This window comes from uncultured Brevundimonas sp. (assembly GCF_947305955.1).
GTDB lineage: Bacteria > Pseudomonadota > Alphaproteobacteria > Caulobacterales > Caulobacteraceae > Brevundimonas.
In genome coordinates this window covers 1-14845 of sequence record NZ_CAMZFB010000061.1, presented here as the reverse complement: position 1 = coordinate 14845, position 14845 = coordinate 1, and the positions used below count along the sequence as shown (strand labels likewise).

Annotated in this window: 13 protein-coding genes and 2 pseudogenes; 5 read left to right on the top strand and 10 right to left on the bottom strand. The window is 61.1% G+C overall.

Translation table 11 applies throughout. The features are described from left to right. Positions 1–280, top strand: a pseudogene (locus Q0Y42_RS12860) (hypothetical protein); the annotation flags it as partial. A 28-nt stretch (positions 281–308) separates the two neighbouring features. Here Q0Y42_RS12860 and Q0Y42_RS12855 read toward each other — a convergent pair. Next, a complete protein-coding gene (locus Q0Y42_RS12855) occupies positions 309–803 on the bottom strand; it encodes a flavin reductase family protein (RefSeq protein WP_297804402.1) in 495 nt (164 codons plus the stop codon). 120 nt (positions 804–923) lie between these two features. Here Q0Y42_RS12855 and Q0Y42_RS12850 point away from each other — a divergent pair, with 120 nt between their 5' ends. Together Q0Y42_RS12850 and Q0Y42_RS12845 are read left to right on the top strand one after the other, a co-directional pair. Beyond that, on the top strand, positions 924–1826 hold the full coding sequence (locus Q0Y42_RS12850; protein ID WP_297804399.1) for a flagellar motor protein MotB: 903 nt from the start codon (positions 924–926) through the stop codon (positions 1824–1826). Between the two features lie 90 nt (positions 1827–1916). Further along, the gene (locus Q0Y42_RS12845; protein WP_297804397.1) at positions 1917–2657 is read left to right on the top strand and encodes an arginyltransferase; all 741 of its coding nucleotides are present in this window, start codon (positions 1917–1919) and stop codon (positions 2655–2657) included. Here Q0Y42_RS12845 and Q0Y42_RS12840 read toward each other — a convergent pair. The 7 genes from Q0Y42_RS12840 to kdsA all read right to left on the bottom strand — a co-directional run bounded on the left by Q0Y42_RS12840 (position 2654) and on the right by kdsA (position 11073). Then, positions 2654–3667: a M48 family metallopeptidase gene (locus Q0Y42_RS12840; RefSeq protein WP_297804394.1), complete on the bottom strand. Its 1014-nt coding sequence runs from the start codon at positions 3665–3667 to the stop codon at positions 2654–2656. The two genes, Q0Y42_RS12845 and Q0Y42_RS12840, sit on opposite strands and share 4 nt — an antisense overlap. A 5-nt stretch (positions 3668–3672) precedes the next feature. Continuing rightward, complete coding sequence (locus Q0Y42_RS12835; RefSeq protein WP_297804391.1) at positions 3673–4242, bottom strand: LemA family protein; 570 nt, start codon at positions 4240–4242, stop codon at positions 3673–3675. A gap of 94 nt (positions 4243–4336) precedes the next feature. Beyond that, positions 4337–6538: a DNA topoisomerase IV subunit A gene (gene parC / locus Q0Y42_RS12830; RefSeq protein WP_297804388.1), complete on the bottom strand. Its 2202-nt coding sequence runs from the start codon at positions 6536–6538 to the stop codon at positions 4337–4339. A 61-nt stretch (positions 6539–6599) separates the two neighbouring features. After that, positions 6600–7691 carry a DUF3089 domain-containing protein gene (locus Q0Y42_RS12825; protein WP_297804385.1) on the bottom strand — a complete coding sequence of 364 codons (1092 nt, stop codon included), beginning with the start codon at positions 7689–7691 and terminating at the stop codon, positions 6600–6602. Between the two features lie 17 nt (positions 7692–7708). After that, positions 7709–8710, bottom strand: a complete 1002-nt coding sequence (gene rfaD / locus Q0Y42_RS12820; protein WP_297804382.1) for an ADP-glyceromanno-heptose 6-epimerase — start codon at positions 8708–8710, stop codon at positions 7709–7711. Continuing rightward, positions 8707–10116: a D-glycero-beta-D-manno-heptose 1-phosphate adenylyltransferase gene (gene rfaE2, locus Q0Y42_RS12815; protein ID WP_297804404.1), complete on the bottom strand. Its 1410-nt coding sequence runs from the start codon at positions 10114–10116 to the stop codon at positions 8707–8709. The genes rfaD and rfaE2 overlap by 4 nt, the downstream gene beginning before the upstream one ends. An 87-nt stretch (positions 10117–10203) precedes the next feature. Next, on the bottom strand, positions 10204–11073 hold the full coding sequence (kdsA, locus tag Q0Y42_RS12810) for a 3-deoxy-8-phosphooctulonate synthase (RefSeq protein WP_297804379.1): 870 nt from the start codon (positions 11071–11073) through the stop codon (positions 10204–10206). A gap of 163 nt (positions 11074–11236) precedes the next feature. On the opposite strand from kdsA, the gene sseA reads away from it, so the two are divergent. Beyond that, positions 11237–12073, top strand: coding sequence for a 3-mercaptopyruvate sulfurtransferase (gene sseA, locus Q0Y42_RS12805; protein WP_297804377.1), 837 nt, complete (start codon positions 11237–11239; stop codon positions 12071–12073). Between the two features lie 3 nt (positions 12074–12076). Here the strand turns inward: sseA and Q0Y42_RS12800 are convergent, their stop codons facing one another. Together Q0Y42_RS12800 and Q0Y42_RS12795 are read right to left on the bottom strand one after the other, a co-directional pair. After that, positions 12077–13399 carry a dicarboxylate/amino acid:cation symporter gene (locus Q0Y42_RS12800; RefSeq protein ID WP_297804375.1) on the bottom strand — a complete coding sequence of 441 codons (1323 nt, stop codon included), beginning with the start codon at positions 13397–13399 and terminating at the stop codon, positions 12077–12079. A 31-nt stretch (positions 13400–13430) separates the two neighbouring features. After that, positions 13431–14546 (bottom strand): amino acid ABC transporter substrate-binding protein, encoded by a 1116-nt coding sequence (locus tag Q0Y42_RS12795; protein ID WP_297804373.1) that lies wholly within the window; start codon positions 14544–14546, stop codon positions 13431–13433. A 97-nt stretch (positions 14547–14643) separates the two neighbouring features. On the opposite strand from Q0Y42_RS12795, the pseudogene Q0Y42_RS12790 reads away from it, so the two are divergent. Further along, positions 14644–14845, top strand: a pseudogene (locus Q0Y42_RS12790) (cystathionine beta-lyase); the annotation flags it as partial.

Here is a 14845-nt window from a genome sequence, read left to right as displayed (position 1 = left end):
CTTCCGTGAGCGCGATCAGTGGTTCATCTACAGGCGCCAGGAGCTTCTGGCGCATGAGCTGTGCCACATTGCCCGAATTGCGCTGGATTCCACGCTGTATGAGGAGACCTTCGCCTATCAGGTGTCGGGTGAGTACGCGATGATGAAGGCCGCTATCGCCAATGGCTGGCTGGACGAAAATCGCGTCATTCTGGAAAGCCTGCACGCCTTCAAGCGCGCCGGTGCCAGCGGCATCATCAGCTATTTCGCCCCAGAAGCCGCCCGCAAGCTGGGCGCATAATCACGGCTTACCGCCCGATCCCGTCGCCTCAGGCGGCGGGATCGGGCGCCGTTCCGTACTGACCGCGAAAATAGGTCAGCGCATCACCCGGTCGGGTTTCAAACGACATCACACGACCCACGATAACCAAGTGGTCGCCCAGCACCATCTGCTGGTGGGTTTCGCATTCCAGACGGGTCACCGCATTGCGAAGGCGCGGCGGGGCCGGATTGGTGGTGTCGAACTCCGTCTCATCCAGACGTGCCACGCCCCACGCGAAGCGGTCGGACATGGCCTTGTCCTCAACCGGCAACATGTGGACCGCAAAACGCTCAGCGCCCTTGAAGGCATCGTGGCGGTCCGACTTGATATCCATGCACCACAGCACAAGCGGCGGATCCAGCGACACCGAGGTGAAGGAGTTCACCGTGATGCCCAAGGGGCCATCGGCGGTATGCGCCGTTACCACGCATACGCCCGTGGCAAAGCCGCCCAGCGCCCGTCGATAGGCGCGTGGGTCAAAATCAGCAGAAACGTCAGACAATCCGGTCACATCCCCTGACTAGGCCGTACCGCTTCGCGCAGCAAGTCCGCCAAAAGACAACCGCTTCTTAACGCCCGTCGTGAGATTAAGCCTGACCCATAAGGTTAAGGTTTCGGAATAATGGCGCAGAGCGACCGCCCCATCCTGATCAAAAAGGTCAAAAAGGTGCAGGGGCACGGCCACCACGGTGGCGCGTGGAAGGTGGCCTATGCTGACTTCGTGACCGCTATGATGGCCTTCTTCCTGCTGATGTGGCTGATCAACACGACCGATCCGGAGCAAAAGCGCGGCATCGCCGAATATTTTGCGCCGTCGTCGGTTTCCGCGACCAGCTCCGGCTCCGGCGGTCTGCTGGGCGGTACGTCGCTGGGCGACGACGAAGGTGCCAAGGGCGCAGGGTCGAACACCATTATCGAACAGCTAGCACCGCCGTCACCGGAATCACCCGAAGCCGCCGGCCAGTCGTCCGATCTGGGCGCGGCCAGTGAATCGGCCCTGCGGGCAGAGATTGCCCGTCGCGAAGCCGCTGACTTCGCCAGCGCCGCTGAATCCCTGCGTCAGGCCATGCAGTCCATGCCGGAACTGGCCGAACTGTCCAAACAGCTGATCATCGACCAGACGCCGGAAGGTCTGCGCATCCAGCTGGTCGATCAGGAAGGCCGTTCGATGTTTGAAAGCGGGTCGGCGCGTCCGAACGCCCGCGCACAAACCCTGCTGCGTGCCGTGGCTCGCGTGATCAACCGCCTACCCAACCGCATCACCATTTCCGGCCACACCAGCTCGGTCGCGGGTTCAAACCGCGCCAGCGCGCCGGGCGACTGGCCGCTGTCCGCATCGCGTGCCGATGCCTCGCGTCAGGTGCTTCAGTCCGCAGGCGTGAACGCCGACCGCATCTATTCGGTGGCGGGCAAGGCAGGGTCCGATCCGCTGTATCCCGATGATCCGTCGCTGGCCGGCAACCGCCGCATCGCCATCGTGCTGCTGCGCGAGGCTCCGGTCCTGCCGCGCGACACCAGCTTGTAATCCGACCTTGGCCCCGCTTGCAGAAATCGCCTTTGGGGCCAAACTTACAGCCATGATCCAAGCGGTTGCACAGATTGGCGAGGGAAGGTGATGACGGAGCACGTCCCTACCCGCCAGCTGCGCTTTTATGTGACGGCTGAATCGCCCTGCGCCTATCTGCCGGACCGTATGGAGAAGAAGGTGTTTGCCCACCTTCCCTTCGACAGCGGTGCAGCGGTCAACGACTCGCTGTCCCACGCCGGTTTCCGCCGCAGCCAGAACATTGCCTATCGGCCCGCATGCGAGAAATGCGCGGCCTGTGTGTCGGTGCGTATTCCGGTCGATCGCTACGTCCACAACCGGACCGACCGCAAGATCATAAACCGCAATCGCGATCTGGACCGCCGTATCGTCGATCCGGTCGCGACAGAAGAGCAGTACGCGCTTCTCAAGACCTATCTCGCGGCACGCCACCCTGATGGCGGTATGAACGATATGGGCGAGGAAGATTTCGTCACCATGGTCGAGGACACCAATGTCCGGACCCATGTGGCCGAATATCGCCTCGGCCCTGACCATGCCGAGGCAGGTCGCCTGGTCGCATTCACCTTGGTCGACTTGCTATCGGACGGCCTGTCGATGGTTTACAGCGCCTATGACCCGAACCTGAGCAAGCGCAGCCTTGGTCGCTATGCGGTGCTGGATCACCTCTACCAGTCGTCGCGGATCAACCTGCCCTATCTGTATCTGGGCTATTGGGTTCAGGGCGCGAAGACCATGGACTACAAGGCCCAGTATCAGCCGCTGGAGGGCTTGACCCTGTTCGGCTGGCAACCACTTTCCAACGACTAGGTCGTCGGCACGCTGGTCGTCGGTCCGGCCTGATAGGGAACGTAATCCCGCCCACCCGAAAACTCGATCAATGCAGCGATACGGCGCTCGATCGGAGGATGAGTCGCGAACAGTCCAGCAAAGCCGCTGCTGTCCGCGGTATTATCCAGAAACATACCGCGCAGTTCCTCTGGCGCTTCGATAGAGGAATGGCCCGACACCTTCCGTAGGGCCGAAATCATGGCGTCGGGGTTCTTCGTCAGTTCAACCGCACCTGCGTCGGCCACATATTCCCGCGTCCGCGACAGCGACATCCGGATCAGGAACGCCAGCCCATAACCCACGACACCGATAGCCAGCCCGATCAGCATCAGCGGCACCGCATTTTTGCTGCGGTTACCGCCGCGGGTGTGGAACATGGCGCGAAAGATGAGTTCGGCAACCACACTGATGATGCCCGCAAAGATAGAGGCGATCACCATGGTCCGAACGTCGCGGTTCAGGACGTGGGTCAGTTCGTGCGCCAGCACACATTCCAGCTCATCGCGGTCGAGCGTTTTCATGAGCCCGCGCGTGACCGTCACCGAATACTGGCCATCACGCAGGCCGGACGCATAGGCGTTCAGCGCGGGACTTTCGATGATCCGGAGCGACGGCATGGTAATGCCGCGCGAGATACAGAGGTTTTCGAGCAGGTTATAGAGTTCCGGCTCTACGGCGCGGGACACCTTCTTCGCGCCTGTGATCGTGTCGATCATCGCCTGATGCCCGAAATAGGCCACGACGAACCACACCAAGGACACCACGACGGCCAGCGGGATACTGGCCACCGTGTTGCGCCCCGCGAGCGCCAGATCGTCGCCCAGCGTCCCGCCAGTCGAGCCGACAAGGCCGCTGCCCAAGGCCAGCACATGGACGGCAAAAACCAGCATCACGAGCAGAACCGGAAATCCGGCCAGCAGCAGTGCCGAACGGGTATTGTTCTGCCAGATAAAGGTCTTGATACCGACGGCGGGGCCGAAAGCGATCATAGGGCTTAGAACTTCACCGAGGGAGGCGCTTCGTTCAGTGCAGCACGCTCTGCCGACACCACATCAAAGAAGGCCTTGTCCGAGCCAAAGCCGAACATGCCCGCGAACAGAATGGTCGGAAACTGGCGACGTGCGGCGTTGAACTCGTTGATCGAGTTGTTGAAGAAGCGGCGCGCGGCGGCCAGCTTGTTCTCGATATCCGACAGTTCGGATTGGAGTTGCTGGAAGTTGGTGTTCGCCTTGAGGTCCGGATAGGCCTCGGACACCGCAAACAGGCGGCCCAGCGCACCCGTCAGCATGTTCTCGGCCTGAACCTTGTCATCAAGGGTACGCGCACCCGCAGCAGCGGCGCGGGCTTGGGTTACCGCGTCCAGCGTACCTTTTTCGTGTTCCGCATAGCCTTTGACCGTCTCGACGAGGTTCGGGATCAGGTCCTGACGTTGCTTCAGCTGGACGTCGATATCGGCGAACGACTGGTTGGCCGCTTGATCCAGCTTTACCAGACGATTGTAAGCCCCAACGACCATGAAGCCCATAATGGCGACGATGGCGATAAAGATGATCAAGGGCAACATAGACCCCTCCATGCTCATGAGATGGCGGGGATTATGCGGGCTCTATCCGTCGAATTAAAATGACAAAATAGACAGAAGAGCCCGCAGTATAGCTTTAGCGGAACTTACGCATTCCGCGCGGTCCCTGACGACCGGCACCGGCGCGTTTGCCGAGCCAATCACGCCAGTCGTCCCACTTGCGTTTGCGGCCACCGCCATCGACCCATTCCGGACCGGTTTCGGCGTTGAACACAGCGATGTCGGACAGGCCGCCCTGCTTGTAGTTCTGCAGCTTCACGCCCTTGCCGCGGCCCATTTCAGGCAGTTCGGCAATCGGGAAGATCAGAGTCTTGATGTTCTCGCCAATGGTCACAACGTGGTCGCCATTGACGCGGAGCATGGCCTTCATCTCGCCGTTTAGGACCTGCTTGCCGCCGCGCTTCTGGGCCAGAAGATCATTCTCCGGTGCTACAAAGCCGTAGCCTGCCGTGGATGCGACCAGAAGCTTTGCATTAGGTTCGTGCGCCACGACATTGATAATATCGGCCTTTTCATCAAGGTCGATCATCAGACGCAGCGGCTCGCCATGGCCACGGCCCGACGCCAGCTTGTCAGCACCGACCGTAAAGATACGGCCATCCGATGCCCCGATCAGCAGCTTGTCGGTCGTATAGGCAGGCACCAGGAAGGCCAGCTTGTCACCTTCCTTGAACTTCAGTTCGGACGGATCGTCCACCTTGCCCTTGGCCGCGCGGATCCAGCCACGTTCCGACAGGATGACGGTGATGGCTTCACGCGGGATGAAGGCTTCCGGCGCAACGAAGGCCGAGGTGTCGACAGCGTCCGCCATAACCGTACGGCGCGGCGACAGCATGGCCTTGCGAACGGCCTGCAGTTCCTTGCCGATGGCCTTCCACTGCTTGGCCTCAGACGAGGTCAGAGCCTTGAGGCCGTCCAGCTCTTCCTGAAGCTTGTTGTATTCTTCGGTGATGACCATCTCTTCCAGACGGGCCAACTGGCGCAGTCGGGTGTCGAGAATGAAGTCGGCCTGAACTTCCGTCAGGTTGAAGCGCGCGATCAGGGTCGCCTTGGGATGCTCGTCCTCGCGGATGATGCGAATAACCTCGTCGAGGTTCAGGAACGCGATCCGCAGACCTTCCAACAGGTGCAGACGCTTTTCGATCTTTTCGATGCGCCATTGCGAGCGGCGGTTCAGAACTTCGCGGCGGTAATCGAGGAAGGCCTTGAGACATTCCTTGAGCCCCATGACGCGCGGCGTGCCCGTGGCATCCAGCACGTTCATATTGATCGGGAAGCGGGCTTCCAGATCGGAGAGCTTGAACAGGCTCTCCATCATCATTTCCGGCTCGATCGTGCGGTTCTTCGGCTCGAGGATCAGGCGGATGTCTTCCGCCGATTCATCGCGCACATCGGCCAGCAGAGGTGCCTTCTTGTTCTCGATCAGGTCGGCCAGCTGTTCGATCAGCTTGGACTTTTGCACCTGATACGGGATCTCGGTGATGACCACGCGCCAGACGCCGCGACCGAGGTCCTCGGTCTCCCACTTGGCACGGACGCGCACACCACCACGGCCCGTCTCATAGGCTTCGCGGATGGATGCCGCGCCCTCGACCGAAACACCGCCCGTCGGGAAGTCCGGCCCCGGCACGAACTGCATCAGTTCATCGGTATTGGCTTCCGGCTTGTCCAGCAGCAGCTGGCAGGCGTCGATCAGTTCGCCCACGTTATGCGGCGGGATCGAGGTCGCCATACCCACGGCGATGCCCGACGAACCGTTGGCTAACAGGTTCGGGAAACCGGCAGGCAGAACAACCGGCTCTTCGTCCTGATCGTCATAGGTCGGGCGGAAATCAACTGCGTCCTGATCTATCCCTTCCAGCAGCAGAACGGCGGCGGGCGTCAGCTTGCATTCGGTGTAACGCATCGCCGCGGCGCTATCGCCGTCGATATTGCCAAAGTTACCCTGACCGTCCACCAGTGGATAACGCTGAGCAAAGTCCTGAGCCAGACGGACCAGGGCTTCATAGATCGAGGCGTCACCGTGCGGGTGGTAGCCACCCATGACCTCACCCACCACCTTGGCGCATTTGCGCGCCGCAGACTGCGGGTTCAGGCGCATCTGGTGCATGGCGTACATGATGCGGCGGTGAACGGGCTTGAACCCGTCACGCACATCCGGCAGCGCACGGTTGGTAATCGTCGACAGCGCGTAGGCCAGATAGCGGCGCGACAGCGCCTCGGCCATCGGTTCTTCAACGATGCGGCCGCCATTCGGCGGAGTGGTGTGAACGGTCATACGATTTCGAATCGGAGATACGGACGCAGAAGTCTAGCCCACTTCCACATCCGTCTGGGGGTTAAGGTCGAAAACCGGTGGCTTTCTGCTTTTCCCACGCCTCCAGCCGCGCCATCGCATCCGCCGTCGTGTCCGCATAGAACAGATTATACGGCTTGGCCTTGCGGCGGTCGGTCCATGAGCGTTGCTCGCGGAAGGACTCGCTCTTGATGGCCGTGTGACGCAGGAAGCCGTTGCGGCACTGGGTCTCGACCACGCGGTCGATGAAGGCAGGACGCACGTTCCACTCCAGCCCAGCCGCATTGGCCGCGCCCAGATGGCGACGCGCCTCGACCTTTTCCTCACCGTCCGAGCCAGTCACCGGATTGACGCATACGACCGGACGGTTGCCGGATTCCGTCAGGCGGCCCTTATCGTCCCAATAAAGGGCGCGGCGCAGACGCCGCGTAATCACGCCCGTCGTGCCTTCCTCCACCATCGACCAAGCGACCAGACAGCCCGTGTCGGCGCGTTGATGGCAAACCGGCAAGCCCGTGCCATCAACCGGGATGATGGCGTCGGTGATATAGGCCGCCACCAGTCGTTCTTTGAGGGCCGGATCGGTCGATACGCGGTCACGGACCAGCCGCGCCAGCAGTTCACCGCCCTGCTCGGCCCCCGCCAGAATGATCGGGCCGTCGGGATGGCGGGCCAGCCATGCGTCAAATGCCTTCTCGACATCGCCGTATGCGAAGGCGCGAGCTTCACGGGCATCGTCACGCAAGGTCAGGCGGCTATAGAGGCTGCCCTGCCGATAAAGCGGCGCACTGACCACGCCCAAGGGTGCGAACGGCCCCGCGAAATTCGGCAGGACGATCTTGTGCAGATAGGCATCAGCCTTGGGATCGCCGATCGGGCCATTCCATTCCTTGCCACCGTCAAAGGTGGTGGAATGCAGGAAGAAGACGGACGCATTCTTTGCCCCCGATATGCGCGCGTCGTTCAACGCCCATGCCTTTGGGGAGGCATAATCGGGCGCAGGCGGCGGCGTATAGGTCTGGAACGGAACCTCAGGGTCGAGCAGCGAGCGCAGGATATCCCCGCGCCAAACCGCCGCCGCCAAAAGCAGCGTGATTACAATGCCGAATATCGTCCATCGAAACCAGTGCTTCAACAGAGGTCTCCCGCGCGTCAGCGATAAGGATCAGGTTTGGACAGATAGTTCTGGACGTAGAGACGGACGCCTTCCTCGAGGTCGGTCGAGGGGCGATCATAGCCAAGCGCACGCAGGCGCTCCATGCGCGCTTCCGTGAAGTACTGGTAGCGATCGCGAATGGCCTCGGGCATGTCAATATAGTTGATCTGCGGTTCCTTGCCGGCCGCCGTAAAGGTTGCCTTGGCAAGATCGGCAAACGAACGGGCCTTGCCCGATCCGGCGTTGAACACGCCGCTGATATCGCTGCGCAGCAGCAGCCAGTCGATGATGGCGACGATATCGCCAACGTACACAAAATCGCGCAACTGACCGCCGTCTTCGTAGCCCTGACGGTGCGACTTAAACAGACTGACGGCGTCCCCAGCCGCCACCTTGGGCCAGATTTGGGCGATGACCGACTTCATCGAGCCCTTATGCTCTTCGTTCGGACCGTAGACGTTGAAGAATTTCAGCCCCACCCATTGGGGCGGTGCCTGATCGCGCTCGGCCTGCCGCACGGCGTATTGGTCGAAGAAAAATTTTGAATAACCGTATGCATTTAACGGACGAAGCTGAGACAGGCTCTCAAGATCGTCAGCATCATCGAACCCTTGCTCGCCGTCGCCATAGGTTGCCGCTGACGACGCATATATCATGCGCACATTACGCAGCGAGCACCAATCCCAGACGTCACGCGACAGGGTGTAGTTCGTGCGCATGATCAACTCGGCGTCCGGCTCGGTCGTCGAGGAAATCGCGCCCATGTGGATGACGGCTTCGATGCGATCAGCGTGGCGCTCCAGCTGCTCGAACATCTCTTCCGGTTCCCAGAAATCGGCAATCGGGTGCTTGGCTATGTTCTTCCACTTGCCAAGGTCAGCCGTTTCCAGACGATCGCAAACAACCACGTCCCATGCGCCGCTCTCGCAAAGGTTGGCGACGATGTTGGACCCGATAAAGCCTGCTCCACCGGTCACCACGATCATGCGCGGGATCATTTCGACGCCTCCGAAGCAGTCTTCATCTTTTCAATCGTCTTGGTCGTGGAATAGCCGTCTTCAAAACTCGCCAGACGGACTTCCCCGCCCCAGCTTTCGACCTCGGCAGCGCCGACGACCTGTTCCTTGGTGTAGTCGGCACCCTTGATCAGCACATCCGGACGCAGTCGCTTGATCAGCTCCAGCGGCGTTTGTTCACCGAAGTAGGTCACGCCATCAACACTGGCCAAGGCACCGATCACGGCGGCGCGGCTGTCCAGATTGTTCAGCGGACGGGTCGGGCCTTTCAAAGCGCTCACCGAAGCATCCGTATTTAGTGCGACCACTAGTCGGTCACACCATCGCCGCGCCTGCGCGAGATAGGCCACGTGGCCACGGTGCAGGATGTCGAAGCAGCCATTGGTGAAGCCGACCTTCAACCCATCGGCCTGCCAGCGGCTGACCTGTTCCGCCAAAGCGTCCCAATCGGAAAGGCCGTTGACGAATTCGCCGTCACCGTCGGCACCTTCTTCGGCCAACAACTCTTGAGGCGTGACGACCGCCGTGCCTGCCTTGCCGACAACAACGCCCGACGCTAGCAGTGCAAACTGAACCGCGCCCTCAAGCGGAAGCCCTGCCCCCAGAGCCAGACCCAGCGCGGCCATAGCCGTATCACCCGCGCCCGACACGTCGAACACTTCGTGTGCGCGGCCCGGGAAATGGACGACCGCTTCGCCGCGTCGGACCATCGACATGCCCTTGCCCGCGCGGGTAACCACGACCGCCTTAACCGCGGTCGTATCCAGCAGGGCCTTCAGTGCGACTTCAATTTCTTCGTCCGTGCCGACGGGTAATCCGGTGGCACCCGCCAGTTCGCTGGCGTTCGGCTTGATCAGGTCCACCGCGCCATAGCGGGCGAAGTCGGTCCCCTTGGGATCGACCACCACAGGCGCACCCGTAGCGGCACCTGCCGCCAATGCGGACTGGATCAGGCCGTCATCGACGACGCCCTTTGCATAATCGGAGATCAGGATAGCGGCGACACTCTCGAACACCGCCGTGTCGGCATAGCCGGAATGCGGTGCCGCCTCTTCATCCAGACGCAGCAGTTGCTGGCCGGACGAGACGAACCGCGTCTTGACGATGGTCTCAGCCCCCTCGGGGCGCGACAGCAGGTCTTCGATGCGCGGATCGCCAGCAATCAGCTCGGCCAATTCCTTGCCCGCATTGTCGCGGCCAGCCACAGCACCGAGCCGCGCCGTCGCCCCCATGGCGGCGATGTTACGCGCGACATTGCCCACGCCGCCCGGCATAGCGACCGAGCGACGGGTCTTGAGCACCGGTATCGGCGCTTCGGGCGATATTCGGCTGACCTCGCCATACACAAAACGGTCAAGCATCAGGTCGCCCACACAGGCGACCTTCATGCTCTTGATGCGCTCCAACAGGGTCTGGAGCTGCGCGAGATCAAATGAGCGTTCAGCCATCATGCCGAACTAGCGGATTCCTGCGGCTCAGGCCACAGGTCCCTTGGCGCCGATCTTGATTGCCAGATCGTCGAACGCGATCAGTTCGGCAGCCAGAGCCTCGAAACGGTCCAGCGGAACCATGTTCGGGCCGTCCGACGGCGCATTGTCCGGATCTTCGTGGGTTTCCATGAAGACAGCGTCCACGCCCACGGCCACAGCCGCACGGCCCAGAACCGGAACGAACTGGCGCTGGCCGCCCGAGGACGTGCCCTGACCGCCCGGCTGTTGGACGCTGTGGGTCGCGTCGAACACGACAGGGCAGCCGATAGCCTTCATTTCCGGCAGGGCGCGCATGTCGCTAACAAGGGTGTTGTAGCCGAACGAGGCACCGCGCTCGCACGCCATGACATTCGGGTTGCCCGCGCCGGTGATCTTGGCGATGACATTCTTCATGTCCCAAGGGGCGAGGAACTGGCCCTTCTTGACGTTGATCGCCTTGCCCGTCTTGGCTGCAGCCAGCAACAGATCGGTTTGACGGCACAGGAAGGCCGGAATCTGAAGCACGTCCACGTACGGAGCCACGGCCTCACACTGGGCTTCGGAGTGGACGTCCGTCAGGGTCGGCAGGCCGACGGTTTCGCGGATTTCCTTGAAGATCGGCATGGCCGCTTCAAAGCCGATACCCCGCGCCGCCGTGGCGCTGGTGCGGTTGGCCTTGTCGAAGCTGGTCTTGTAGATGATGCCGACGTTCAGACGGTCGCCGATTTCCTTCAGGCGGTTCGCCGTCATCAGCGCATGCTCACGGCTTTCCATCTGGCAGGGGCCAGCGATAAAGACGATGCGATTGCCGCCCCCGATGACGACCGGCTTTGCAAGACCGTCGGACAGGGTGATGACAGAGTTGGGTTGAGTCACGGCGAAACCTTCAATCACGATTTAGCGCACGTCCTGCGCAGTAGAGTTAGCCGATAGGTGGCGATTCTCTGATTGGAACGCAAGTTATCACGCGCTCACCTTTGGTGACCACTCTGACACAAGGATTTCAAACGCGCGGCGAACTCGTGTTACCAGACGAGACATGACCCGTTCGATCTCGCCCGTTATCACCGCTGCCGAGTTGGCGGCCATTATCGACAATGACGATCTGCGGATCGTCGACGCCAGCTGGTGGATGGATAACCGCGACGCGCGGGCCGATTTCGAGAAAGCCCATATACCGGGTGCCGTCTTCATCGATATCGATGACGTTTCGGATGAAACGTCGCCCCTGCCCCACACCCTGCCGCAGGCAGCGGCTTTTGCGGCCACGGTGGGTGCCGCAGGGATCGGCCGTGATGACCACATTGTCGTCTATGACACACAGGGTTTGTTCTCGGCGGCGCGCATGTGGTGGCTGTTTCGCGTCTTTGGCGCGCACCGGGTGCAGGTTCTGGATGGCGGCCTGCCGAAATGGCAGGCTGATGGCCATCCGGTTGAGACGGGCAAGGCCCACCCTCGCGATGGTGTTTCGTTTGATCCATCGTTCAATGCGGAGGCTGTTGCGGACATCAACGATGTGTTGGCCGCCCTTGGCACCGATACCCAGATCATCGATGCCCGTAGCGCGCCCCGTTTCAACGCACAGGTGCCCGAGCCGCGTGCAGGCGTTCGCGGTGGCCACATGCCGGGCGCACTTAATTTGCCGTTCGGCAATCTGCTCAACGCGGACGGCACAATAAAAGGCGGCTCCGCATTGGAGGCCGCCTTCAAAGAGATCGGTGTCGAATTCGATCGTCCCGTCATTACGAGCTGTGGTTCCGGCGTTACCGCTGCGATCCTGACCCTCGGGCTGGAACTGTTGGGTAAGCCATCGCGGCTTTATGACGGATCTTGGACCGAATGGGGGAGCCGCGAGGACACCCCCATCGAACCGTAAGCCTTAGGCCGTAGCCGCAGCTTCCACATCGCCCGACGGCTCGTCCGGCGTGTCTTCCTCACCGCGCGACACGACGGTGGCGACAACCAGATCGCCCGTCACGTTCAGCGTGGTGCGGCACATGTCGAGGAAGCGGTCGACGCCGAGGATCAGGCCGATACCTTCGACCGGAACGCCGACGATACCGAGGATCATGGCCACGACCGGCAGCGAACCACCCGGAACGCCAGCGGTGCCGACGCCGCCCAGGATACAGATCAGCATCACAACGAACTGCTGACCGATGGTCAGGTCGATGTTGAAGAACTGCGCCAGGAACAGGACCGTCACGCCTTCGAACAGGGCGGTACCATTCTGGTTGGCCGTAGCGCCGACAGTCAGGACGAAGCGGGCGATTTTGCGCGGCAGGCCCAGCTGTTCTTCGGCAACGCGCAGCGATACCGGCAGCGAGGCGTTCGACGAAGCCGTCGAGAACGAGATCACAACCGCTTCACGGATGCTGGTGAAGAACTTTACCGGCGACATACCGCCCATGGTCCAAACCAGCAGCGGATAGACCACGAACATGTGGATCGCCATAGCACCGACGGCCACGCCGACAAACGCCGCCAGACGGATCAGCAGGTCGAAGCCGAAGATGGCCGACAGGTTGAACATCAGGCAGGCGATGGCGAACGGTGCCAGTTTGATGACGAGGCCGATCAGCTTCATCATCACTTCGAACAGCCCTTCGATGGTGTGCATCATCGATGCTGTGGCGCGCGAACGCACCATCACCACGCCGATGCCGAACAGCATGGCGAAGACCATGACCGGCAGGATGTCGTTCTCGGCAGCGGCCTTGAAGACGTTGGTCGGGATCAGTTCAACGAAGAAGTTGGTACCCGTCGTGCCCGCCTTGGCATTCTCGACGATGCTGGCCGCGCCGGCCTTGCCCTGCTCGAGAAGCTGAGCGGCAACGGCTTGATCAACACCCGAACCCGGGTGGAACAGGTTGACCATTGCCAGACCGATGCCAACCGCGATGGCCGACACGAAAATCGTAAACAGCAGGCTCTTGATGCCCGCACGCCCCAGCGCCTTCAGGTCGCCCATCTCGGCCACGCCCACCACGAGCGCCGAGAACAGCAACGGCAGCACCAGCATGAACAGCAGGCGCAGGAAGATCTGACCAAGCGGCCCAGTGACGTTCTGGGTGACCCACTGGACCCAAGCGGTATCGCCGCCAACCGTGTAGTTGACGATAAGACCGCCTGCGAGACCGACCACAAAGCCGATCAACATCAGGACGTGAAGCGGAAGGCCGCGTTTCTTAGCCTGATCCATAAATCCCCCTTACAAAACTGGAATACGCCGCCTAGCGGATAGGCAAGCCGTAAATCAAGCCACTCTCTGGCGCGTTCCATTGCGCGTTCAGCCCGCGTTCCAGCCCGAGGGTCGATTGCAAACCGATGTTACGCTCAAAAATCTCGCCATAGTTACCACTTGCCGCGATGGCATCGCGGGCCCATTCGCGGTTCAAACCCAGTCTAGGACCGAACTCGCCCTCATACCCAAGTAGGCGTTGCACATCGGCACTGCCCTCACCCTCTTTGATCTTCTTGGCGGTGTCGGCTGTAACCCCCAATTCTTCCGCAGAAATCAAGGCGTTCAGGGTCCAGCGGACAATCGCCGCCCACCGCTCATCACCCGCCCTAACGACCGGTCCGAGAGGTTCTTTCGAGATGACTTCAGGCAGCACAACATGCTGTTTCGGGTCGGTCATCAGGCTGCGTGCTGCGGCCAAGGCGGAGACATCGCCCGTTAGCGCGTCACAACCTTCACGAGCATATGTCTGGCGGGCCGCTTCCTCGTTCGGAAGGATGACAGGTTTGAATTCAATTTGGTGTGTTCGGAAATAATCTTCGGCATTCAACTCGTTCGTCGAGTTTGAGTGAACGCAGATACGCGCGCCGTTGAGTTCCGTCGCGCTCGAAAGATTAAGCGAACGGCGGACCAAAAAGCCCTGACCATCGTAATAGTTGATTCCGGCGAACGTCAGTTCACCATCGGAGTCACGGCTCATCGTCCACGATGAATTGCGCCACAGAACGTCCACGCGGCCATCTTTTACCGCCGCGAAACGGTTGGCCGACGACAGGGGCACAAAACGCACGGCATCGGCGCGCCCAAAGATCGCTGCCGCCGTCGCGCGACAGAAATCAACGTCGAACCCCCGCCAATTGCCGCGATTGTCGGTGTAGGAGAAGCCGAACAGGCTCTCGTGGATGCCACAGATCAGGTAGCCACGCTGTTTGATCCGGGCCAGCGTCGGGCTGGCAAGCTCAATCGGGTTCAGATCCGCCTCGGCCTTTGGAAGCGCCGTCGTCGTATCCTGTTGCCCCTCTTGCGTACGCTCGCACGCGCTCAACAAGACCGCAGACGCCATCGCCAGGCTGGCTATCGGGCCACGGATGGCCGAAATGCCCTTCATTCCCGATTCTCCAAACACAACTTGCAACCAGCGACCTTTAGAGCCCTGTATTCAACTGGCCGCAACCGCCAAGACCTTTTCAAGCGATTCTGTACCCATGACCGGCACCTCTACGCGCATCATCTCGACAGCCACCCGCAAGGGCCGTGGACGCCGCCCCGTCAATCCGCCGATCGAGCGCGCATCGACCATACTGAGCGACGATCCGGCGACTATGAACAGCAATGCGGAAGGTCCGGTCTATGGGCTGGAAGGCGGATCGGCCGCGCATCAGCTGCGGGCCATCATCGCCGACCTTG

Coding starts and splice junctions, on each gene's coding strand:
- Q0Y42_RS12850 (WP_297804399.1), top strand. CDS start 924: ATGGCGCAGAGCGACCGCCCCATCCTGATCAAAAAGGTCAAAAAGGTG.
- Q0Y42_RS12845 (WP_297804397.1), top strand. CDS start 1,917: ATGACGGAGCACGTCCCTACCCGCCAGCTGCGCTTTTATGTGACGGCT.
- Q0Y42_RS12840 (WP_297804394.1), bottom strand. CDS start 3,667: ATGATCGCTTTCGGCCCCGCCGTCGGTATCAAGACCTTTATCTGGCAG.
- Q0Y42_RS12835 (WP_297804391.1), bottom strand. CDS start 4,242: ATGTTGCCCTTGATCATCTTTATCGCCATCGTCGCCATTATGGGCTTC.
- parC (WP_297804388.1), bottom strand. CDS start 6,538: ATGACCGTTCACACCACTCCGCCGAATGGCGGCCGCATCGTTGAAGAA.
- rfaD (WP_297804382.1), bottom strand. CDS start 8,710: ATGATCCCGCGCATGATCGTGGTGACCGGTGGAGCAGGCTTTATCGGG.
- rfaE2 (WP_297804404.1), bottom strand. CDS start 10,116: ATGAAGGTCGCCTGTGTGGGCGACCTGATGCTTGACCGTTTTGTGTAT.
- sseA (WP_297804377.1), top strand. CDS start 11,237: ATGACCCGTTCGATCTCGCCCGTTATCACCGCTGCCGAGTTGGCGGCC.
- Q0Y42_RS12800 (WP_297804375.1), bottom strand. CDS start 13,399: ATGGATCAGGCTAAGAAACGCGGCCTTCCGCTTCACGTCCTGATGTTG.
- Q0Y42_RS12795 (WP_297804373.1), bottom strand. CDS start 14,546: ATGAAGGGCATTTCGGCCATCCGTGGCCCGATAGCCAGCCTGGCGATG.